The 20,981-nt window shown below is 51.7% G+C and carries 23 protein-coding genes; 13 read left to right on the forward strand and 10 right to left on the reverse strand.

The features are described from left to right. Positions 1-3: 3 nt before the first annotated feature. The gene (locus NP590_RS00875) at positions 4-1,788 is read left to right on the forward strand and encodes an asparagine synthetase B family protein (protein WP_256600248.1); all 1,785 of its coding nucleotides are present in this window, start codon (positions 4-6) and stop codon (positions 1,786-1,788) included. A 14-nt stretch (positions 1,789-1,802) separates the two neighbouring features. Here NP590_RS00875 and hemJ read toward each other — a convergent pair whose 3' ends face one another. Continuing rightward, positions 1,803-2,228 carry a protoporphyrinogen oxidase HemJ gene (gene hemJ / locus NP590_RS00880; protein WP_256600249.1) on the reverse strand — a complete coding sequence of 142 codons (426 nt, stop codon included), beginning with the start codon at positions 2,226-2,228 and terminating at the stop codon, positions 1,803-1,805. Positions 2,229-2,516: 288 nt separating this feature from the next. Here hemJ and NP590_RS00885 point away from each other — a divergent pair, with 288 nt between their 5' ends. From NP590_RS00885 to NP590_RS00935, 11 genes are all read left to right on the forward strand, one after another. Further along, complete coding sequence (locus tag NP590_RS00885; RefSeq protein WP_256600250.1) at positions 2,517-3,077, forward strand: type IV pilus assembly protein FimV; 561 nt, start codon at positions 2,517-2,519, stop codon at positions 3,075-3,077. Further along, the gene (locus NP590_RS00890; RefSeq protein ID WP_256600251.1) at positions 3,074-4,243 is read left to right on the forward strand and encodes a hypothetical protein; all 1,170 of its coding nucleotides are present in this window, start codon (positions 3,074-3,076) and stop codon (positions 4,241-4,243) included. Before NP590_RS00885 ends, NP590_RS00890 begins: the two co-directional genes overlap by 4 nt. A 15-nt stretch (positions 4,244-4,258) precedes the next feature. Further along, entirely contained in the window at positions 4,259-4,798 is a 540-nt protein-coding gene (locus NP590_RS00895) for a GTP-binding protein (RefSeq protein WP_256600252.1), read from the forward strand. Position 4,799: 1 nt separating this feature from the next. Continuing rightward, entirely contained in the window at positions 4,800-5,459 is a 660-nt protein-coding gene (locus NP590_RS00900) for a hypothetical protein (protein ID WP_256600253.1), read from the forward strand. A gap of 34 nt (positions 5,460-5,493) precedes the next feature. After that, the gene (locus NP590_RS00905; RefSeq protein ID WP_256600254.1) at positions 5,494-5,856 is read left to right on the forward strand and encodes a roadblock/LC7 domain-containing protein; all 363 of its coding nucleotides are present in this window, start codon (positions 5,494-5,496) and stop codon (positions 5,854-5,856) included. A 28-nt stretch (positions 5,857-5,884) separates the two neighbouring features. After that, complete coding sequence (locus tag NP590_RS00910) at positions 5,885-6,361, forward strand: PAS domain-containing protein (protein WP_256600255.1); 477 nt, start codon at positions 5,885-5,887, stop codon at positions 6,359-6,361. 12 nt (positions 6,362-6,373) lie between these two features. Next, positions 6,374-7,120, forward strand: a complete 747-nt coding sequence (locus NP590_RS00915) for a phosphate/phosphite/phosphonate ABC transporter substrate-binding protein (RefSeq protein ID WP_256600256.1) — start codon at positions 6,374-6,376, stop codon at positions 7,118-7,120. Between the two features lie 12 nt (positions 7,121-7,132). Then, positions 7,133-7,744 carry a histidine phosphatase family protein gene (locus tag NP590_RS00920; RefSeq protein WP_256600257.1) on the forward strand — a complete coding sequence of 204 codons (612 nt, stop codon included), beginning with the start codon at positions 7,133-7,135 and terminating at the stop codon, positions 7,742-7,744. 42 nt (positions 7,745-7,786) lie between these two features. Then, the gene (locus NP590_RS00925) at positions 7,787-10,585 is read left to right on the forward strand and encodes a class I adenylate cyclase (protein WP_256600258.1); all 2,799 of its coding nucleotides are present in this window, start codon (positions 7,787-7,789) and stop codon (positions 10,583-10,585) included. Positions 10,586-10,679: 94 nt separating this feature from the next. Next, positions 10,680-11,036 carry a PilZ domain-containing protein gene (locus tag NP590_RS00930; protein ID WP_256600259.1) on the forward strand — a complete coding sequence of 119 codons (357 nt, stop codon included), beginning with the start codon at positions 10,680-10,682 and terminating at the stop codon, positions 11,034-11,036. A gap of 1 nt (position 11,037) precedes the next feature. Then, complete coding sequence (locus tag NP590_RS00935; RefSeq protein ID WP_256600260.1) at positions 11,038-11,232, forward strand: YbdD/YjiX family protein; 195 nt, start codon at positions 11,038-11,040, stop codon at positions 11,230-11,232. A 110-nt stretch (positions 11,233-11,342) separates the two neighbouring features. Here the strand turns inward: NP590_RS00935 and NP590_RS00940 are convergent, their stop codons facing one another. From NP590_RS00940 to NP590_RS00975, 8 genes are all read right to left on the reverse strand, one after another. Continuing rightward, positions 11,343-11,864 carry a bacteriophage T4 gp5 trimerization domain-containing protein gene (locus NP590_RS00940; protein ID WP_256600261.1) on the reverse strand — a complete coding sequence of 174 codons (522 nt, stop codon included), beginning with the start codon at positions 11,862-11,864 and terminating at the stop codon, positions 11,343-11,345. 385 nt (positions 11,865-12,249) lie between these two features. Next, the gene (locus tag NP590_RS00945; protein WP_256600262.1) at positions 12,250-12,657 is read right to left on the reverse strand and encodes a CBS domain-containing protein; all 408 of its coding nucleotides are present in this window, start codon (positions 12,655-12,657) and stop codon (positions 12,250-12,252) included. Next, the gene (locus tag NP590_RS00950) at positions 12,654-13,004 is read right to left on the reverse strand and encodes a P-II family nitrogen regulator (protein WP_256600263.1); all 351 of its coding nucleotides are present in this window, start codon (positions 13,002-13,004) and stop codon (positions 12,654-12,656) included. The genes NP590_RS00945 and NP590_RS00950 overlap by 4 nt, the downstream gene beginning before the upstream one ends. A gap of 8 nt (positions 13,005-13,012) precedes the next feature. Further along, on the reverse strand, positions 13,013-13,789 hold the full coding sequence (locus NP590_RS00955) for a DUF1538 domain-containing protein (protein ID WP_256600264.1): 777 nt from the start codon (positions 13,787-13,789) through the stop codon (positions 13,013-13,015). After that, positions 13,789-14,520 carry a DUF1538 domain-containing protein gene (locus NP590_RS00960; protein ID WP_256600265.1) on the reverse strand — a complete coding sequence of 244 codons (732 nt, stop codon included), beginning with the start codon at positions 14,518-14,520 and terminating at the stop codon, positions 13,789-13,791. Before NP590_RS00960 ends, NP590_RS00955 begins: the two co-directional genes overlap by 1 nt. Before the next feature lie 47 nt (positions 14,521-14,567). Further along, the gene (locus NP590_RS00965) at positions 14,568-16,109 is read right to left on the reverse strand and encodes a cation:proton antiporter domain-containing protein (protein WP_256600266.1); all 1,542 of its coding nucleotides are present in this window, start codon (positions 16,107-16,109) and stop codon (positions 14,568-14,570) included. A gap of 65 nt (positions 16,110-16,174) precedes the next feature. After that, a complete protein-coding gene (locus tag NP590_RS00970) occupies positions 16,175-17,059 on the reverse strand; it encodes a carbon-nitrogen hydrolase (protein WP_256600267.1) in 885 nt (294 codons plus the stop codon). A gap of 65 nt (positions 17,060-17,124) precedes the next feature. Further along, entirely contained in the window at positions 17,125-18,162 is a 1,038-nt protein-coding gene (locus NP590_RS00975; protein ID WP_256600268.1) for an agmatine deiminase family protein, read from the reverse strand. Positions 18,163-18,453: 291 nt separating this feature from the next. On the opposite strand from NP590_RS00975, the gene NP590_RS00980 reads away from it, so the two are divergent. Further along, positions 18,454-19,368, forward strand: coding sequence for a DMT family transporter (locus tag NP590_RS00980; protein ID WP_256600269.1), 915 nt, complete (start codon positions 18,454-18,456; stop codon positions 19,366-19,368). A gap of 6 nt (positions 19,369-19,374) precedes the next feature. Here NP590_RS00980 and NP590_RS00985 read toward each other — a convergent pair whose 3' ends face one another. Continuing rightward, a complete protein-coding gene (locus NP590_RS00985) occupies positions 19,375-20,850 on the reverse strand; it encodes a RimK family ATP-grasp domain-containing protein (protein WP_256600270.1) in 1,476 nt (491 codons plus the stop codon). Positions 20,851-20,981: the final 131 nt, after the last annotated feature.

Consider the following 20,981-nt stretch of genomic DNA (forward strand, 5'->3'; position numbering starts at 1 on the left):
ACAATGACGAAATTTGCAGGTTGGATGCATGGCGCTATAGGCCAAGCCGATTCACGAGGTGTGTTGGAGAAAATGCTTTCCGGTCCCGGGCTGGATCATTTTCACGGCGCGAACTATGCGATCCGCGCGGCCGCCGACAAAATCGCGCAAGTCGATGAATGCTATTTAATTGCGCCGGCCGCGCCCCTTTCTGTGGACAAGTTGCGGCAGTATCACGCTGTCTATCGGCAACAGGGGGGGGAAGGTTTGGTGTCGCAAAGCCATCCGCTTGCGCTGGTGGTGGTGGATGCCCTGCGGCAAAGCCTGCTGCTGGCGACCGACCCCATTGGATTAAGCCATATTTATTATGCTGAAACCAACGACGGCATCGTGTTCGGTTCCAGTGCGGATTTCGTGATCCGCCACCCTGAAGTCAGCTCGGATATCTCCGCGCAAAGCGTTTACGATTATGTTTATTTTCATCATTGCCCCAGTCCGAATACGATTTACCAACAGGTGAAAAAACTGGAGGGCGGACAATGCCTGATTTATAAGGACGGCAAGATCAGTCTGAAACGTTACTGGTTGCCGGTATTTCAGGAACAGATGAGCGGCAGCTTGCAGCATGCCGGTGACGAATTACAACAATTGCTGGTCGATGCCGTTAAATCCAGCGTGGGAAGCGAAGACAACACCGGCGCATTTTTGAGTGGCGGCTTGGATAGCTCCAGTGTGGCCGGTACCTTGGCCAAGGTATTTCCCGGAAAGGCAAAAACCTTTTCGATGGGTTTTCCCGTAGAAGGTTATAACGAAATCGAATACGCCAATATTGCCGTTAAGCATTTCAACACCCGCCAGCACGAATATTACGTTACGCCGGAAGATACGGTGGCCGCGGTGCCCTTGATAGCCCGTTACTATGACGAGCCTTTTGGCAACTCGTCGGCATTGGCGGCTTATTATTGCGCCAGATTAGCTAAAGAAAATGGCGTAAGCCGGATGCTGGCCGGTGACGGGGGCGACGAGATTTTCGCCGGGAATGAACGCTACGCCAAGCAAATGTTGTTCGATCACTATCTGCGCCTGCCGGGCTTTGCCCAGTCCGCCCTGGAAGCCGGTTTGAGCTGTTTACCCCGGGGTCTCGCCAATAGCAAATTACCCTTTAAAGCCAAACGCTATATCGAGCAAGCCAAGGCAGCCATGCCGGATCGTTTGCAAGACTATAATTTTTTGCACCGGCATGACGTAGCCGATATTTTTCAGGCCGATTTTCTGGCGCGTATCGATAGCTCCGAACCGTTGCAATTGCTGGCAGACTGTTATCGTCGGCCGGAAAATGCCAGCACGCTGAATCGCATGCTGTATATGGACTGGAAAACCACGTTGCATGATAACGATCTGGTGAAAGTCAATCGTATGTGCGAGATGGTTGGCGTAGAAGTATGTTATCCGTTGCTGGATCAGCGTATCGTGGAATTGTCCTGCCGCATACCCTCGGCCGATAAGTTAAAAGGCCAAAAGCTGCGCTGGTTTTACAAACAAGCCATGAGCAACTTTTTGCCCGAGCGGATCATCAATAAACCCAAGCACGGCTTTGGCTTGCCGTTCGGTATCTGGTTGAAAGACCATCAACCGTTAAAGGAATTGGCTTACGATGCCATACACACGCTTAAGAAGCGCGAGTATTTCCAGCCCAAATTTCTCGATCACGCCATAGACATGCATCAAAGCATCCATGCCGCTTATTATGGCGAATTGATCTGGATCTTGATGATGCTGGAGTTATGGTTTGATGGAAAGGGTCGTTAATATCTGGGGAAATCTCAGAAGGGTTTCAGCACCGCCAGCCAGATAATGGCGATCAGGAAAATCACCGGTATTTCATTCATCCAGCGGTAATAAACATGGCTGCGCCGGTTTCTGTCGTGTTTAAAGTCCAGCAGCCATTTGCCGCAAAACAGATGGTAAACCACCATCAATACCAGCAAGCCGAGTTTCAAGTGCAGCCAGCCGGCGGCTGAATACAAAGACCAAGCGTAATCGGCCAACATCCATACCCCAAACGCCAGGGTTAACAGCATGCCGGGTGTCATGATGCCGAAATAGAGTTTGCGTTCCATGACCTTGAAGCGTTGGTTGCTGATTTCATCGTCGCTCATGGCGTGGTAGACATAGAGTCTGGGCAGATAAAACAAACCGGCAAACCATGTCACCATAAAAATCAAATGTAATGCTTTCAACCACAGCATGTCTGGTCTCCTTTGGGTTGATGCGGGTATGCGAAAATTCGATTACCTCACAAATTAAGGGTTTTTTATGGCAAATCGCTGCTTGTGTCGCCTGTTAGGCCTATTAGCTGCTATTCTTGCACAAAATATTTTACCTCGGAGGGTTTGATGCCTCAGTATTTGAATAACTTGTTTGTTGATCAGTCCGATGATTCGGTTGTTCTCCAGGCGTTTGCAGACCATGAGGTATTGTCTTTTCACGGGAACCAGTCGCCCGAAGCATCGATTCTTACCACACTGGTGTTAAGGGTGAGCAGAAAGCCGAAAGATTTGCTGGCTCATCTGCGGCGCATTTATTTTTGCTATCAAAATGCTTTACCGGAACCACTGTTTGCCGCGTTGCTGGATTTACTGATCGTACTGGATCAAAAAGGCAGGGATTTGAGCCTGCGACTATTGTGGGGCAGCCGTTCCCTGCTAAATGAAGAGCAACAGGCATGTCTTAAAAATCTGGTTCAAGGCCGGCAAGATATGCGGGGGAGCCGTTTTTCCGTGTTTACCAAGGGCGTGGTGGGTGTTTCCAGCTTGCTGGAGACCAAGCGCCAAGTCCAGTCTCAGCATGATTATTTGGGTCTGGCGGCGGATTTTATCGAATACAGCCAGCTTGAAGAAGCAATGGATATATTGGAGCAAGGGCTGGAGCAAACTCCGGACAGGCAGGATTTTCAAGCGTTGTTGCTGGAACTGTATAAATCTACCGAGAGCAGCGAGCGGTTTCAAAAACAATATGACTGGATGCTGGAATCCGGTGAGCCATTAATTGACCAGTGGCAACAGTTGGCAGTGTTTTTTAATGGAAAAAGCTCATGAAAAAAAATCGACCGGATTCTGTCAAAGTGGCGTTATACGGCATGGATCCGAGAAGTTACAAGACCATGGAATTATATTTGAAGGGTCCTTGCCGGGGCATCGCCGAAGTCGTCGCGGAAGCGGATGCTCAAGTCAACATTATCGATGCGGATTTTGCAACGGCTTCGGACATTCTGGCGGATTGCCGGCGGAAAGCGCCGGAAAGACCGGTGGTACTTTTATCGTTGCAACGCTTAAAAATTGAAAACACCTATTTTGTGCAAAAACCGGTCAACGCCGAGCAGTTGACCACCGTGCTGAGCCAATTGAAACCGGTTAAAAAAGTCAGCCCGGCGCCTGTTTCGGAAAAGCCAAGCCAGACTACCCCAAACACCGCGCAGCAGTCCGGTCCGGAAGTCAGCCGTCCGGTAGCGGCAAAACCGGCTAAGCCTCGTTCAGCCTTTGAAAATAACGAAGGTGGTTACACGGCTTTTTTGGGTACCTTGATGGATATCGACTTTCAGGATGCCAAACAATTATTGAGCGCCAGTTTCGATGCCAAAAAACATTTTCTCAGCTATGTTCTTTCGGCTTGCAAAGTGGCCGCGCATCAAGGCAAAGCTCAGCAATTAAACTCCATCTGGAAGCCCTTGTTGATATTTCCCGATACACGGCAAATCTGGCTGGATGCCGACGACAAGCAGTTGAGGGTATTTGCGGGGGTGGAACAAAATAAAATGTTCGCCGCCAACATCAGCTTGGTGCCTATCGATGCAGATAGTGTGAAAGCCGGAAAGGCCAAGGACAAGTTTCAGGATTTGGAGACCTTTATCTGGAAATTGGCTATCTGGACTTCAAAAGGCCGTTTTCCCCGCGGAATAGATCCAAACTTGCCGATTTCATTGAAATATTGGCCTAATTTTACCCGCCTGTTGTTGATTCCGGATGCCATGCGGATGACCTCATTATTGCTCAAAGGGACATATACACCTTTGGAAGTTGTTAAAGTGTTGGATGTAAAACCTCAATATGCATTTGCTTTTATCAGTGCATGTCACTGCTTGGGGATATTGTCGCAAAGTCGGCCCAGTATCGATTCGGTACAGACGCCAAAACCGGACTTACCCAAGCCGAATAAAAAGCAAACTCTGTTTAGTAAAATTCTTAATAAATTGCGCGGCGACTAAGGGTTAGGGATCGGCATGAGTCAATATAAAATTATTTTTACCGGGCCGGTAGGCGCCGGAAAAACTACTGCAATCACAAGCATCAGCGATGCGCCACCGGTGAAAACCGATGCAGCCGCCAGCGATATGACCAAGGACCGTAAGGCATCCACCACTGTGGCGATGGATTACGGGGTCATGAATCTTGAGGGCGGCGAAAAGGTACATCTGTATGGAACTCCGGGTCAGGAACGCTTCGATTTTATGTGGGACATTCTGACCCAAGGCGGTATCGGTCTGATTTTGTTGCTGGATAATACCCGCACCGATCCGTTTCAGGATATGCGGTTTTTTCTGAATGCCTTCAGTAAGTTTATCGAAGACACCGCTGTCGCGGTGGGGGTAACCCAGATGGATATCAGTAGCACCCCCACCATCAACGAATATCAAGCACATTTACAAAATTTGGGTCTCAATCCGCCGGTGTTTGCGGTCGATGCCAGGGAACACAACGATGTGTCGCTGTTGGTGCAGGCCTTGTTATACACACTGGATCCCGGTGTGGTAAGTGAATGATATGAGCGGATTCAAATTAATTGAAAACCTATATCTTTACCCAACACCCGCCGGAGCATTTCAGGCGATTGCCGCGCCGGAAGCCGATAAACCCAAGCGTTTCCTGCAACGATTGTTGCAGGAGCCCCAAACTCCGGCACTAACGGTACCGCAACTCCAAAGATTGGCGGATGGCGACGATGAGGCCAAGGTGCTGGAACTTTTGCATCATTGTCAGAAACTGGGCTGGGTGCAGGGCGTCAATGAGGTTTTGCAAGCGCCCGCCGGGGCATTGGAGAACCTGCTGCCGGATTTATTGGCACGGATATCCGAAAGCGGGAAAGTGCTGTTGGCGGACGACCAGGGGTTTTATCTGGCTTGTAGCGGATTTGCCCATGAGGTGGCGGAAGAATTATCGGCGTTAAGCGCGGATTTGGCGACGGTACATCAACGCCGCTCCGGCCTGTTGGTCAGCAACATGGGTATCGCCAGCCACGCCTGGGCAATCGTGGATGCTTTCGGTTGCAGTCAAATCGGATTTTGGCCGCTGTTTATCGGCGGGCATCATTTTGTGATTGCCATAGCCGGCATACCGCACTTCAATCAGCCCGAGTTTGTGACTTTGATCTGGGCTTTAAGCACTCGTTATACAAAAATAGACAACCCCAAAAAAGGTGAATGATTTTGGATTATTTTAAGTTAAGAGGATACAGATAATGAAAGCAGACATGCTGACTTCGGTTTTAAACGAACTCAACGGCACCTCGGCCGATATCGAGGCTTCCGGTGTGATTTCCACCGATGGTTTGATGATGGCTTCGGTATTGCCTGCCGGCATGGATGAAGATCGGGTGGGCGCCATGAGCGCGGCCATGTTGTCATTGGGCGACAGGACCGCGCAAGAATTGAATCGCGGTCATTTGGAGCAGGTCTTGATCAAGGGTGGGCACGGTTATGTGCTGATGACCTACGCCGGCGAAGAAGCCGTGCTGACCGTGCTGGCGAAACCCAATGCCAAACTGGGTTTGATTTTTCTGGATGTCAAACGGGCGGCGGAAAGCATTGCCGAAATGTTGTAAGTCAAAAAACTGCGTGGGGGAGAGCATCATGATTGCGGATATGAACCCGGAAGACATCGTAGGCGACTATCGGGAAGTCAGCTTGCAATTGTACGGTTCCATTTTAAGAAAAATATTATACACCGAAGTTGAAACGCCTTATCCGGATGGCAAACTGATCGTCTCAACCACCAATCCGGATGGAATCATTACCCACGTGAACCGCTCTTTTGTGGAAATGTCCGGTTACAGGGAAGATGAATTGATCGGCGCCCCGCATTCCATCCTCAGACATCCGGACATGCCGCCGGCGGCGTTCAAGGACCTGTGGGAAACGGTTCAACGCGGCGAAAAATGGCAAGGCTATGTAAAAAATTTGCGTAAGGACGGCGGTTTTTATTGGGTGAAAGCTACCGTGATTCCCAACGTCAGGGCCGGTAAAGTGGTGGGCTACACATCGGTCAGGCGTAAACCATCCCGTAGCAAAATCGAAGAGTGCTGCAAACTCTACCCAACACTTTTTTAACCGGGGATGCCAATGTCATTTCAATTTACCGTCAGTCCCGATTTCACCCCCGATCATTTGTCGGGATGGTACATATTCAATACGTGGCTGCAGAAGCAAACGGAACTTGCCATCCATTTGGAAATGTACAACGATTTTCAAAGCCAAAGGGATGCGATACAAGCCGATAACATCGATTTGATCTATGCCAATCCGTTCGATGCCGCCATGCTGGTAAGGGAAAAGGGTTTTCTGCCCCTGGTAAAAGCCGAGGGAGCCGCCGATGAGGCTTTGATTGTCGTAAACGCCAATAGCCCCATAAACGATGTCGCCGAATTGCAGCCCGGCGCCCGGGTGGCTTATACCGAAGATCCCGATGTGCGCTTGATGGGCATGATCATGCTGGAGCCCGGGGACCTGGACAAGAATAATATTGAGCCAGTGCTGACTGACAATTATGTATTGGTGGCCAAGCATTTATTGAAGGGTGAGGCGGATGTCGGTATTTTTCTGGCGGAAGCCTATGACGATCTGTCGTCCATGGTTAAAAAACAGTTAAGGGTATTGGTCAGGAGCCAGATCAGCGTGATACATCACGCCCTAATGATAGGGCCGAAACTGCGGGACAGGCGAGACGAGTTGCAAAAGATATTGCTGGAAATGGCGGCTGACGAAAAAGGCCGCGGAGTATTGAAGGCTCTGGGTTTCAATGCCTGGCAAATTGTCGACGATGAAGCCATGGAATTTATGATCGATCTGATGGATACCCTTAACACCTGACCGGTTGCCGCCTTGCCCACAGCCGGATTAACGAAAACCACGGTCGATCTGTTGCGGCACGGCGAGGTGAATGGAGCGGACTGTTTTCGCGGCAGAACGGACGATCCACTGTCCGCATTGGGTTGGCGGCAGATGTCGCAACAGTGCCGGGGCCTGCATTGGCGGGCCGTAGTCAGTTCCCCCTTACAGCGTTGCTCGGCATTTGCCTTGGCTTGGGGACGAGATCATCATACGGACATTGCCCTCGAACCGGCCTGGATGGAGATGGATTTCGGCGATTGGGACGGTCTCGGCACCGAGCAAATCATGCGGGAAAATCCCGGGGCGTTAGACGCTTTCTATAAACAGCCGCTGGATTACTCGCCGCCCAATGCCGAGACTTACGCGAATTTTGCCGCGCGTATTCGGTGCGCGTGGGACGCGCTGATAGTCAAGCACGCGGGACAATCGGTGTTGGTAGTGACTCACGCGGGTGTTATCAGGGTCTTGTATTCGCAACTGTTGAATATTCCGGCCCAGCATAGTTTTCAGATCGATGTGCCGCATGCCTGTTTGAGTCGTTTCAGCTGTTTTGATGACGAACACGGCAGATTTGTTCAGCTCAACTTTCACAAGCCTGTTTGATTTCCTATACTGGCAAACCCCGCATATTTCTCAGGATAAAGTTTGACTTCCCGTTTTCCTCCCATACATTTAGGCGCGCCGGGCGAAGAAATCAGCAGAAAGGATTTACACGCCATCGCCCAGAGGTTTAAGTATTTTAACCAGAGCCGCCTGCTGCGTATGCGGGAGTTCATGCAACCGCGCCAGCACGATTTTTTGCATTTGTTGCCGCTGCTTTTTCACCAAAATCATCCGCTATTGCCGGGGTTCGTCTCCCTGGAAACACCGGCCGGCATTCCGGATTACCAGCCCGGCAAGCAGGCCGTCGAAGCGGCCAGACAATTTTCCAAGGGCTTTATTTACAAGCGCAAGGCTCTCAGAAGTTATCCGATTCAGAGTCTTTTTTTGATGGGTAGCGTCGGTAGCATGGCTTTTTCCAAGGAGAGCGACATCGATATCTGGCTGTGCCATCAGCCAGGTTTGTCCGGCGCCGAATTGGCGGAACTGCGGCAAAAGTCCCTATTGGTGGAAAAATGGGCCGAATCGTTAAAGCTGGAAGTGCACTTTTTTCTGGTGAACAGCGAGCAATTCAAGCAAGGTGAAAATACGCCGATTTCCAGCGAAAGCAGCGGCGAGGCTCAACATTACCTATTGCTGGAAGAGTTTTATCGCACTTCGGTTTATATCGCCGGGCGCGTGCCCGTATGGTGGCTGGTGCCGCCGCTGCAGGAAAAAAATTACGCCGGCTATGTGGATCATCTGTTGGAAAACCGGTTTATTTCCGAACAGGAAGTATTGGATTTCGGCGGTTTGCAAGACATGCCGCAAGCCGAATTCGTCAGCGCCACGCTGTGGCATATCTATAAGTCCTTGAATTCGCCCCACAAGGCTTTGCTGAAACTGTTTTTAATGGAAAGCTATGCGATGGAGTTTCCGGAGCCGCAATGGTTGTGCGTGTCTATGAAACAGGCGATTTACACGGGTGATTTCAGTGTCGATACCCTGGATGCTTACCTGCAGATTTATAACAAAGTCGACGACTATTTGCGGCGGGCAGGCTCCACGCATCGACTCGATCTGGCTCGTGAATGTTTTTATATCAAAATTACCGGCTCATCATCGGGCTTGCCGGATAGCAAAACCCGCCAGATGCGTAACGACTTCATGGAGATGATTGCCCGCCGTTGGCATTGGCCGGAAAATTTGTTGGGAAACTTGGCCACGGGTAAGTTTTGGGACATCGGACGAGCCGGCACGGAACACAGTGTAATCCGTGACCAACTGCAACAATGTCTGCGCATTATTCTGAAAATTACCGGCGACCCCGGCGATCATCCGGAGCAACATGACGACTTAAAATTATTGAGTCGCAAGTTGAGGGCGTTTCTGGATTTGCGTCCCGGCAAGATTGAGATATTGACCACGCGGTCCATGGTTTACAACAAACCGGATATCTGGGCAATAGCGGAAATACCTCTGACGGATACGGAGACGGTCTGGTGTCTTTACGACGGTAGGCTGCCGCCTCAGCCTGTACGGCCCGAACTGGCGATCAAGCAAAGCGAAACATTGCTGGAGTTGCTGAGTTGGGCGGTGCTGAATGGATTATACAAGCGCGATGTCAATCTGCACTTTCATGCCAGGAGCTGCAAGATTCCCGATGCCGATTTGAATCGGCTGTTGACGGAATTGTCAGCCTTTCTGTCTACCCATTTACCGAACAAGGAAACCGGCTTGGATGTTTACAGGCAGCCGAACCGTTGGATAGCGTCGTTTTTGGTCATAAACCTGGGGGAGGTTTTGGCTATCGATGACAATCAACAGCAGTTCATGATGAGCGAACGCTCGGACCCGCTGAGTTATGGCGAGAGTCGCCACTGTTTTGTGCAAGGCCTACAAAAAATATCGATTTCCAGTTGGGGCGAAGTGACATCTCTGCGCTACAACGGTTTGGAAGGAGTGTTTACCTGCCTGAGCGAAATATTCAATGAAACGGCCAAACCCATGTTGGCCGAAAACCTGCGAGTGGTTTGTTATACGCGCGGGCGGGGCCGCAGTATTGCCTTACGGATAGAAACGATCTTCAATCGTTTGTTGGCCGGCTTTTCCGCCCGGCGGGGGCGGGAAGCCGGCAGATATATCCTGCCGGCCGGCGGCGGATATTGTTGTTTTAAATTGCGGAATGATGCGTTGGGGTTTTATTTTTTGGAAAACCATAGCCAATTGCTAAACGAATTATCCAGTCCGCATAATCAATTTTCTCCGGTGATTTTCGACGAATTTGTGCTGGAGCAAACCTATATTCCGTTTTTATATCAATATAACCGGCCCGACAAGTTGCAGATTTTTTATCACGCCACCAGCAAGCATGTGGCGGTGTATATCATCGACGAACACGGTTCATTGTTTGTGCGTCAACACAGCAATGCCAATCCGCAACATATACTGGTTCACTACTGCTTATTTATCAAAACCCTGCAATTGCAGGCCAAATTGCCGGAATACATCGGTATCGAGTGCTATGAAATTCAAAAAAACTCGACCGGAGTGGTGTCGTGTCACCCAACCGAGGTAAAGCCGGGCAATACCGCCTTGGATTTGCGGGTAAGAATCGTGGTCGATCGTTCCCGAGGGCCGGTCGTGTATTGTAACGAACGCAAATTCGATCTCGCCGAGGCCGGGGCTTACCAGAGTTTAAAAAACCATATTTTCGGTTTTAGAAAAAATCGCGAAGACTATCCCTTTCATATTACCGAAGTCGACGCGCCCGGCGAAATATTGGGGATACAGCAGATGGATCAGGCTCAAAGTCTGCATTATTTAAATTACAAACAAAAAATCGAGGACAAACTGAATATTTGACCGGCCGTCGATAGGCTACCGAGACATTAGATAAATTTTACCGCTCAAGGGTTTATGCCTATACTCACGACCATGATCAACATGGAGTCAGAAAGTGGAAGCCGACCAACGCATTCATAAACGCTTTAATCCCGAAGGACTTACCGCCCACATCATCATCGATCCGCCGCCGCCCGATCAAGAGATCGTCATCGAGGGCGTGGTGCTGGATATGAGTTACAAGGGGATCAAGATCAAACTGGAAGAGCCCTTGAATCCCGAGGTCGAGCAGGGAGAACTCAGAATTTCCATCGTTTTGCCGGAGTCCGGGGTATCGGTTTCCATTCACGGCATGATCAAGCACATTCAGGAAAAAGGCGAATGCGGCCTGCAATATGCCGAGCGGCATACCGAAGATGAAATGGACAATCTGATGTTCGAGTGCGTGAAATTCGCCGCCGATTCCGAGTAGTATGAAACCGACGGTCAAATCGGCGGCGGCCTTTATTGTGAATGCGTGGCAAAATTGTAACGGCGAGGCGGCTTATCAACGTTATCTGGAGCATTGGCGGCGGCAGCACGCCTCGGAAGGGCAGCCCCTGAGCCGCAAGGCGTTTTTCGCCGCCGAAACCCAACGTAAATGGAACGGCATCAAGCGTTGTTGCTGATTTTACATGAGCCGATTAATCCTTCCGGCCAACTTCGGCACTTGCCCTAATCGCCCCGTTGTCGAGTCTTGGGTCTAGGGTATGCATCTTAGACCTGCTTGACTTCAGCCTTAGTTTTGTAAAATTTTACTTCCCTTGATTGCCACATCCTTACTAGCTTTGACGTTGATATTACCGCTACCGTTAATCGTAATATCATGACCGCTCAGCAATATAGAACCATCTTTTTTCATTATCAATTTTGCATTGCCGACCACTAATTCAATTGAATCGCCCGCCACTATCCGCAGGCTTTTACCGATATTCAATTTACCATTAGCAGTGACTGAGAGGGCGGCGTCTTTACCAACAGTTACGGATTGGTTGAAATTAACCGTCAAATTGGCATTACTGCCGACATTAACATTCAGTCCGCCACCGACCGTCAGCGTATCACTATTGCCCACGTTGACATTACGTCCGGATCCCACCGAAAGTGTATCGTTAGCTCCGACAGCGACGTTACGGCCAACCCCCACTGTTAGATTGTCATTGCTGCCAATAGAGGCATTGCGAGAACCTCCGACGGTGAGAGTATCATTGCCGCCTATGGTGTCGACTCGATTGCTTTGTGTGTTTTTATTCTCAGCCATGCCGCGCGCTCCCCAAAAGGTTAAAGTAATATTTGCTCAAACTCAGTCTAAGTTGATGTGTAAACCAGAGTCAAATAATCATCGGCAACGGCTTCCGGCCTGCGAGACACAGTAACGCTGATGAAGGCGGGGCGCCGCCCCTGGTTAGGGAAGGCAATCGAGTAAGAGTAACGCACGGTCGCGATGCTGGCCTTGCAAATCGTGATTACGCGTCGCTCCCACCATGACTTTCAGTGTAATTGGATGGCCGGATTATTCAGGGATTTCCCTCAGACCATTCTCGGCCCTTGTTCTCCAATGACGCACTTGCGGCGATTCATCGGAACAGGCGACTGTTTTGGGTCGGAATACGCTGGATTCCGGCTGGGGAGCAGTCGCCAGAATGTTATAAATTCTTATACATGCCATCCAATACCAATGCGTTGGGGCTGACCATGCCGATCACGCTGCCGTTTTCGACGACGGGCGCGCGGACTAGGTTATAGTTTGAAAACAGGCGCGAACAATGCCGAATATCCATGTCGGGATTCACCTGGATCACCGGGCAGGTCATGATTTCATAGACATTGACCCGGTCCGGCGCTCTGTCTTTCGCCAACACGTGGCGGGCAATGTCTCCGCTGGTTATCAGGCCGTAATCGTCGAATTCATGGCGTTTTTCTACCACCAACACCGAGGTTTTATGGGATTTCATTTTAATCAGCGCGTCTTTAACCGTTTCGGAGCCATGAATGCGGGCGAAATCGGTTCTCATGATATCTCTGACACGTATGGTTTTGGCGCTATCGATCATATTTCATCTTCCAGTTCTTGAGTAAGTTGTTCGACTTGATGCATCACGCCTATGGCGTCTTCCACATCGATCTTAAAAGCGATACCCGAACCCGGTTGGGTATCGAATTCGCCGGCCTTGGCGATTTTTTCCAATATATAGCGGCTCAAATGCTCTTCCACCAAAAATAATAAAACATCGCGCTGCACATCCAGCGTCAGGCCGAAGAATGTCTTGGATTGCTTGATGCCCTCGCCGCGAGCCTGGGTAATCACCGTGGCGCCCTTGGCGCCGCTTTTACGGGCGGTATCCAGCACCAACTCGGTTTTGGTGTCGTCGACAAATGCTATGATCAATTTGAAGCGCATGGTAATCCTCACGTGTGGTTTGAATTGCGTTTTTTGCGGCGCCATTCGGCGAGTTGAGCATATGCCAGCACGCTGATGCCGGGAAACAACGTGGCCAGGGAAATTAAACCAAAGCCATCCAGCAATGGATCGCGGCCTTGAAGGGTGGTCGCCAGACTCAGGCCCAGCGCGGTCACGATGGGTACTGTAACGGTGGAGGTGGTGACGCCGCCCACATCAAGGGCAAGTCCAATCATCAATTTAGGTGCAAACACTGTTTGGATGGCAATTATGGCATAGGCAGCAACTATGTAGTAATACAGCTGCGTGCCCGTGACGATTCTGAAAGTACCTACTGCGATTGCAAGCGCAACCCCCAGTGCTACCGCGATACGTAAGCCCCAGGCATTGATGGATTTGCTGGAAATTTCTTCGGCTTTGATGGCCACGGCCAGTAATGAAGGTTCCGCCAGGGTAGTGGCGAAGCCGATGCAGGCACCGAATAGGTAAACCCAGCCGTAATTGCGCCAATCGATAGCCGCTGTGCTATCGGGAATATTCAGAAACGCCGGTGCGGTTAATTGGGTTGCCATTAGTTCGCCCAGGGGAAATAAGGCTATTTTCAAGCCGTCCAGGAAGAAAGTGATGCCGATCAGGATATTGATAAATCCCAACAATGTTCGGCCCGGATGCGGCAAGGGTTTACGAATCACCAGTAGTTGAAAGAAGAAGATGATGATGACAATGGGCATGACATTACGACCTGTTTCCAGAAATGCAGCCAGAAACTGTTCAAACCACTGCATCACGTCACTATTCCAAATGCCATGACGAATATCATCGGCAATAAAGAAGCAAAGGCAATCAACCCGAAGCCTTCCGTTATCGGATTGCGGCCCTTGATGGAATTGGCTAAGCCAATACCCAGGGCGGTGACTAGAGGTACCGTAATGGTAGTGGTGGCCACACCCCCGGAATCAAACGCAATGCCGACAATTTCGGCCGGCGCGAAAGGTGCCAATACAGTCACGATGAAGTAGCCGCTGATTATGAAATAGTGCAGCGGCCAGCCTATCAGGATGCGTAGTACGCCAATTACAATGGCCATGCCCACGGCAGTAGCTACGGTCAGGCGTAGCGTCAATGCATAGTCGGATTTTGCTCGTGGACTATTTTCAATGAAATGCGCGGCACCAGCGATATCGGCGGCTTTTTGGGCAACAGCGATCAAAGAGGGCTCGGCCACGGCAGAGCCAAACCCTAAGCAAAATGCAAACAGCAATAACCAGAATACGCTCCCTTTACGGGCAAAGGCGTTAGCCATGGATTCGCCGATGGGAAATAGACTCTGTTCCAGGCCCAGCATGAAAAAGGTTAAACCGAGCACCACAAACAAGGAGCCGATTATCAAATCGGCAACGTTCGGAATGGGCTGGTGAATGACCAGCAATTGAAAAACCAACACTACGACTAGAATCGGCAACAGATCGAAACAACTGCTAATGATTAATTTGAAAAAACGTTTGATGCTTAGCATGATGGCTATCAATAAAGTTTTGACACCAGTCGATTTGCGGTATGTGATTATTTATCTAAATTCAGCATGTGATCGGCCATTCGGTTGCCAGCTTCGTATAACGGATGAACTACAAAGTCGGCGCCTAGGCGTTGCAATTCTACTTGTTCGTCGCTGTAATAACAAATAGTGCCGATTTTGCCTTTAAATCCACGATGTTTCAGTTGCTGGATCGCGGAAAATCTGAGGTCAAAATCAGGTAAAGTCAAAATTACACCTTTAATTTTATTCAGCGGTAACCCGCTCCATAATTCGGTATCGACAGAATCACCGTAAATTACGCGGCGATTTTTTGCGAGTTGGATTTCCACAACCGTAGGGTCGGCATCTAAGCCCACGACGCGCTTATGTTTTGCATGCAGCGCCATATAGGCCGATACGCCTGTGCGTCCCATGCCTACTACCAGCCATTCGGTTGCGCCTAGCGATTCAGGGATACGGCCGAAATGTTGTTGCCGTTTTTTGCGTTCGAAGCGTATGAGTAACGGCTCTAACTTGTTAAATATTAGGTGTGAATAGCGATTCAAAGGTGCGGCGATGGCCAATGAGCCGGCCACCGCCAAGCTGATGATGGGTTGCCACTCCGGCCCCAGCAGACCGGAGTTCACCACCGATTCGGTGGTGATCAAGGCAAACTCGCTGTAGGTGGTCAATGCCAGCGACGACACAAACGCGGTACGGGCCCGCAGTCCGGCCATGATGAACAGGAAAAAAAACAATCCGCCTTGCAGCGGTAGCCAGGCCAACAGGGACAAAGCCGTCAGTGCCTGCTGCTGAGTGGGTAAATCGTTCAAGCCGATTTGCAGGAAAAACGCTACCAGAAACAGTTCTTTCAGGCTCCAGAGTTTATGGGCGATGTCTTCGGTTTTGCTGTGTCCGCCCAGCATGATGCCGGTTAACAAAGCCCCGATGTCCGCCGAAATACCCAAGTAATCCGCGAACACGCCGCCGGCCAAGGCCATGGTCACGCCCAGCAGCAGGCGCAATTCCGCGTTACGGCTGGCCTCCAGTAAACGATAGGCGATAGGACGGAGGAAAGGAATGGCCAACAATTCCAGCGCCCACGGCGTGGGTTGGTGGCCGTCGGTAAAGGCCAGCAAGGCGATGGCGATCATGTCTTGCAGGATCAGGATACTCAGCACATCCCGGCCGTGAAACGAAGACAGTTCGCCGTTGTCTTCCAGCACCTTGATGGCCAGCACGGTACTGGAGAACGCCAGACTGACGCCCAGCACCAAGCCGCCGGTAATTTGTTTGCCCAGCCAGAAAAACATCAACGCGGAAACGGCGGTGACTATCAGTAAATGCCAGCCGCCGACACTTAAAACCTCGCTTCGAATTAACGAGCGCGGTTTGATTTTGAGTCCCACCGTAAACAACAACAATTCGATACCGATATCGGCAATATGCGGTATGGCCGTGAAGGTCGTGAAACCCGAGGCATGCAGAGCGTAACCGGCAATGAGATAACCCACCAGCGGCGGAAACAGCAAGCGGCTGGCTATCAGTCCCATCAGATAGGCGCTGCCTATCCACACTAATTCAATCATGGTTATTTCCAGTATATAAGGTTCATCAAGTATGACGATTGGTTTAGTGACAAATGAATTTACAGTTAATCTATATAGCGTTTCACCAGTTCGCCGTAGGCATCGATGCGCCTGTCGCGCAAAAACGGCCAGATTCGGCGCACGTCTTCGCTGCGTTTGGGATCGAGCGTGGCCAGTAACAGCGTGTCTTGCCGGTCGTCGACATGGGCGAGATATTCGCCTTGCGGGCCGGCGATGAAGCTGTTGCCCCAGAACTGGATGCCGCTGGCTTGGCTCGGCGCGGCTTCGTAGCCGATGCGGTTGCAGGCGATCAACGGTAGGCCATTGGCGACGGCGTGGCCGCGTTGTACGGTAATCCAGGCGTCCAGCTGGCGCTGTTTTTCGGCCGCGTCGTCGTCCGGATTCCAGCCTATGGCGGTGGGATAAATCAATACGTCCGCGCCGGCCAAGGCCATCAGGCGGGCGGCTTCCGGATACCATTGATCCCAGCATATCAACACACCCAATTTACCTATTGAAGTTTCAATCGGTTTAAAACCCAGGTCGCCGGGGGTGAAATAAAACTTCTCGTAAAATCCCGGATCGTCGGGGATGTGCATTTTGCGGAAAGTGCCGGCGATGCCGCCGTCCTTGTCGAACACCACCGCCGTATTGTGGTAAAGGCCAGGCGCGCGTTTTTCGAATATGGTCGAGACGATGACCACGCGGTTGTCGGCGGCCACTTGGCCGAGGGTTTCGCAGCTTGGACCGGGAACGGCCTGGGCCATGTCGAAGCAGTCGGTATCTTCGCTTTGGCAGAAATAATGGTCCAGATGCAGTTCCGGCAACACCACCAGATCGGCATTTTGTTGGGCGGCGGCTTCGATTTGGCTGATGGAATAGGCCAGATTGGCGTCTCTGCCGCGATTGCAGGGTTGTTGCACGGCGCAGGCGATGATGGATTTTTTCATAGGGTAATCGAGTGCGTTATGAAAAAGGCTAGGGTACGCAGCGCGTACCCTAGCGGCAAATTAGCTCAGGGTTCGAAATTCAAGCTTACAAAGGCCGGGATTTGCATGCTGGCGCAATGCAGGCTGCCGTATTGATGCACCAGGGGCCGGCAGGGCACGGGGACGATTTCGCGGTCCGGAAAGCTCGCGGCCAAGCGTTCCAAAGCCACTTTATCGTTAGCATCGTCATAAACCGGCACCAAGACCGCACCGTTGATAATCAGGAAATTGGCATAATTGGCCGGCAGGCGTTGGCCGTTTTCGTCGGTGATAGGCTTGGGCAGCGGCAGGGCAACCAGTTTATAAGGTTCGCCGGCCTCGGTTTTAAAGGCTTGCAACTGCGCTTCCATGTTTTTAAGGCTGGCGTAATGCGCGTCTTCGGCATCGTCGCAACTGCTGTAGGCGATGGTTTCGGCGTCGCAAAAACGGGCCAGAGTGTCGATATGGGCATCGGTGTCGTCGCCGGCCAAATTATCCTGTTCTACCCATAAAATGCGTTGCGCGCCGAGATAATTCTGTACCTGGCTGGCGATGGCGGCTGGCGACAAATCCGGGTTGCGGTTGGGGTTGAACAGGCAGTTTTTGGTGGTCATCAGCGTGCCTTGGCCGTCGGATTCCACGCTGCCGCCTTCCAACACCAAGTCGACCGTGGCGGTGGGGTGGCCTTTAAAGATCGGATGCGAAAATAGCGCCAGATTCAAGGCGTCGTCGGCGGCGTGCGGATATTTATTACCCCAGCCGTTAAAGCGGAAGTTGGCCAATTGCAGCTTGGCTTTCGGGTGTTGCCATTCCAGGCTCAAAAATACCGTATCGCGCACCCAGATATCGTTGTAATCGGCTTGAATAAAGTGAATATTGCCGGTGCTTTTCAACAGGCTTTGTATATGCACTTCATGTTCGCCGTTTTTGCAAATGACGATCAGCGGCTGGAAGCGGCTGATGGTGGTGGCGATGAAATGATAGGAATCCTCGACGGCGGACAGGTTGGCGAAGTCGCCGTCGGCATGCGGCCACGCAATGACCACGGCGGCTTGCGGTTCCCATTCGGCTGGAAAACGGATCATGAAATACTCCCTGATTGAATATGGTTTGAAAACGGATGCGCTATTGTATCAATGCTGCCTGGGGAATGTTTTACCGGTTCAAAATATGTCCGATTGACAGCGTCCGCACCGGACTCTATAGTCTGCGCCCATGCGCATTTATACACGTATTTCAAACAAGCAAACATGGCTAGGGATTACCCCCTTTTGCCGTGGTGCTGTCGTTTAGTTAATCGATTTTAAAGCAACCGCGGGCTCTACCGCGTTTGCTCCGCTTTTCGCCCACGGCCCGCAACCATCCTGGAGGCCATAATGGCGACAATCACACCACCCACGTTATCCGACCGCAAGCTTTTATTCGGCTTCGCTTTGGCCGCGCTGGCCGCCATCGGTTTTTCCGGCAAGGCGATTTTGGTCAAGCTGGCGTATGCCGACTCGGTCGATGCGGTAACGCTGCTGGCCCTGCGCATGCTGTTTTCCACCCCGTTTTTCTTGCTGGTGGCCTTGCGGCATATCGGTCGCGGCAGCGCGGCGCCGTTGCGCGGCAGGGGCTGGCTGTCGATTTTGATCCTGGGTTTGTTGGGTTACTATCTGTCCAGCTTGTTCGATTTTATCGGTCTGGCTTACATATCCGCCGGCCTGGAGCGGCTGATTCTGTTTCTGTACCCGACCATGGTGGTGTTGCTGTCGGCGCTGCTGTTGGGTAAACGCTTCGGCCGCAAGGAAGTGATGGCGCTGCTGTTGAGTTATGCCGGCATCGGCGTGGTGTTTTTGGACGAACTGCAAGTTCAGTCGCCGCATGTATTCAAGGGCGCGGCCTTTGTGTTCGCCAGCACGCTGACGTATTCGGCTTATCTGATCGGTACCGGCGAAGCGGTGGCCCGCATCGGCGTGGCGCGTTTTACGGCGCTGGCCATGCTGGTGGCCTGCGCGGCAACCTTTCTGCAGTTTGTCTTGACGCATTCGCCGCCGAGTTTGCTGGAGTTGCCGGCGCGGGTGTATCGCTTGAGCGCGCTGATGGCCGTCGTCTCCACGGTGTTGCCGGTGTTCATGCTGTCGGCCGGTATCCGTTTGGTCGGGTCCGGCCGCGCCGCGCTGATTGGTTCTATAGGGCCGGTGGCAACCTTGGTGATGGCTGCTGTCATATTGGATGAGCCGATGACGGCGCAACAAATAGTCGGCGCGGGGCTGGTGCTGGCCGTGGTGCTGAGTCTGTCGCGCCGATAAAGCCCGTCAGGCCAAGCCCTTGCCGCGGTTGTCCATGCGGCGCAGAAATTCGCCCATGATCACCCGGTATAGTTCCTCGCCCAGGTATTTGTCTTCCACGCCGCTGTCAATGCTGGGGTTGTCGTTGACTTCGATCACATAACCCTTGCCGGCGATTTCCTTCACGTCGACGCCGTACAAGCCGTTGCCTATCGGCTGGGTGGCTTTTAGCGCCGCGTCCAGCACGGCTTTCGGCACCTCGAAGGTCGGCAGGGTGGCGAAACTGCCGCTGTCGGTACGGCTGGCGCCGTGGCGGTAGATTTGCCAGTGGTTTTTCACCATGAAGTAGCGGCAGGCATACAAGGCCTTGTTGTTGAAAATGCCGATACGCCAGTCGAAATCGGTATAGAGAAATTCCTGCGCCAGCAGCAGCGCCGATTGCTCGAACAGTTCCGCCACTTTAATATCCAGTTCCTGGCGGTTGTTGACCTTGACGATGCCGCGCGAAAACGAGCCGTCGGGGATTTTGATCACCACCGGATAACCGGCGGTCGCTTCCAGTTTATCCAGATGTTCCAGATTACCCTTGTGCAGGATCCAGGTCTTTGGCGTCGGCACTTTATGGGTGCGAAACAGGTCGGCCAGATAAACTTTGTTGGCGCAGCGCAAAATCGAGGTGGGGTCGTCTATCACCATCAAACCTTCGGCTTCGGCTTTTTTGGCGAAACGGTAGGTGTGGTGGTCGATGGCCGTGGTTTCGCGGATAAATAAACCGTCAAATTCGGGGATGCGGCCATAATGTTTTTGGGTGATCAATTCCACGTCTATGCCCATTTGCCGGCCGACGTCGATAAATTTTTTCAGCGCGCCGCGATTGCTGGGCGGCAGTTTCTCCAGGGGATTGATCAATACCGCCAGATCGTAACGCGCCGCCTTGCGGGTGCGGCCCTTGCGCCAGACTTTCTTGCTGAATTTATCCAGCGCTTCGGCGAACAGAGTTTGCATCGCGTCGTCCAGGCTGCGCGGCGATACGGCGTTCAGATCGGTGATTTCCCATTGCTGATTAAAGTGCAGGGTAATTTCCAGCACCGGGCAGGGAAAGCGTTCGAACAAGCGCCGGGCCAAATCCTGAAAATCGGTTTCCGGCGTATTGCCGAAATAACTGTACAGCTTGAATTCGCTCTGCCGGGTTTGCTTTTTAAAAGCCCGCGCCAGCGGTTGGGTAAAGTCTTCCAGTTGCAAGCGGTACAAGGCGTTTTTACCCAGATCGTTGATGACCTTGACCGAGGGGATGACGTGGTGGTTGCGGGCTTCGGCCAGCAGGGAGCAGTAATAGCCGTCGGACAAATAGGCGTAACTGCTGCAAAGATTGATGACCCGCACCCGTTGCTCGGGGTAGGTGTGCTCGGACGCCAGATAATGTTCGAAGCTGATGACCTGTTCGCTGGGGTAATAAGGGTTCCAGTCGGACAGGTCGTCAACCACCAGTAATGTGTTGGCCATGGCGGGGGAAAGTTGGTGGGAAAAACAAAACGGATTCTGAATCCAGGCGGAGTTTTAGACAAGGACTAAAGTTCATGCGGTGCTGTAATGTTCCGGTGAATGAGCCTGAAAAATCAGTTGAGGTGTCTGGA

It is taken from the genome of Methylomonas subterranea, from assembly GCF_024505185.1.
Classification (GTDB): Bacteria; Pseudomonadota; Gammaproteobacteria; order Methylococcales; family Methylomonadaceae; genus Methylomonas; species Methylomonas subterranea.

Bases quoted from the DNA above. Each gene is read 5' to 3' on its own strand.
- NP590_RS00875 (WP_256600248.1), top strand. From the start codon at position 4: ATGACGAAATTTGCAGGTTGGATGCATGGCGCTATAGGCCAAGCCGAT.
- hemJ (WP_256600249.1), bottom strand. From the start codon at position 2,228: ATGCTGTGGTTGAAAGCATTACATTTGATTTTTATGGTGACATGGTTT.
- NP590_RS00890 (WP_256600251.1), top strand. From the start codon at position 3,074: ATGAAAAAAAATCGACCGGATTCTGTCAAAGTGGCGTTATACGGCATG.
- NP590_RS00895 (WP_256600252.1), top strand. From the start codon at position 4,259: ATGAGTCAATATAAAATTATTTTTACCGGGCCGGTAGGCGCCGGAAAA.
- NP590_RS00900 (WP_256600253.1), top strand. From the start codon at position 4,800: ATGAGCGGATTCAAATTAATTGAAAACCTATATCTTTACCCAACACCC.
- NP590_RS00905 (WP_256600254.1), top strand. From the start codon at position 5,494: ATGAAAGCAGACATGCTGACTTCGGTTTTAAACGAACTCAACGGCACC.
- NP590_RS00910 (WP_256600255.1), top strand. From the start codon at position 5,885: ATGATTGCGGATATGAACCCGGAAGACATCGTAGGCGACTATCGGGAA.
- NP590_RS00915 (WP_256600256.1), top strand. From the start codon at position 6,374: ATGTCATTTCAATTTACCGTCAGTCCCGATTTCACCCCCGATCATTTG.
- NP590_RS00935 (WP_256600260.1), top strand. From the start codon at position 11,038: ATGAAACCGACGGTCAAATCGGCGGCGGCCTTTATTGTGAATGCGTGG.
- NP590_RS00940 (WP_256600261.1), bottom strand. From the start codon at position 11,864: ATGGCTGAGAATAAAAACACACAAAGCAATCGAGTCGACACCATAGGC.
- NP590_RS00945 (WP_256600262.1), bottom strand. From the start codon at position 12,657: ATGATCGATAGCGCCAAAACCATACGTGTCAGAGATATCATGAGAACC.
- NP590_RS00950 (WP_256600263.1), bottom strand. From the start codon at position 13,004: ATGCGCTTCAAATTGATCATAGCATTTGTCGACGACACCAAAACCGAG.
- NP590_RS00955 (WP_256600264.1), bottom strand. From the start codon at position 13,789: ATGCAGTGGTTTGAACAGTTTCTGGCTGCATTTCTGGAAACAGGTCGT.
- NP590_RS00960 (WP_256600265.1), bottom strand. From the start codon at position 14,520: ATGCTAAGCATCAAACGTTTTTTCAAATTAATCATTAGCAGTTGTTTC.
- NP590_RS00965 (WP_256600266.1), bottom strand. From the start codon at position 16,109: ATGATTGAATTAGTGTGGATAGGCAGCGCCTATCTGATGGGACTGATA.
- NP590_RS00970 (WP_256600267.1), bottom strand. From the start codon at position 17,059: ATGAAAAAATCCATCATCGCCTGCGCCGTGCAACAACCCTGCAATCGC.
- NP590_RS00975 (WP_256600268.1), bottom strand. From the start codon at position 18,162: ATGATCCGTTTTCCAGCCGAATGGGAACCGCAAGCCGCCGTGGTCATT.
- NP590_RS00980 (WP_256600269.1), top strand. From the start codon at position 18,454: ATGGCGACAATCACACCACCCACGTTATCCGACCGCAAGCTTTTATTC.
- NP590_RS00985 (WP_256600270.1), bottom strand. From the start codon at position 20,850: ATGGCCAACACATTACTGGTGGTTGACGACCTGTCCGACTGGAACCCT.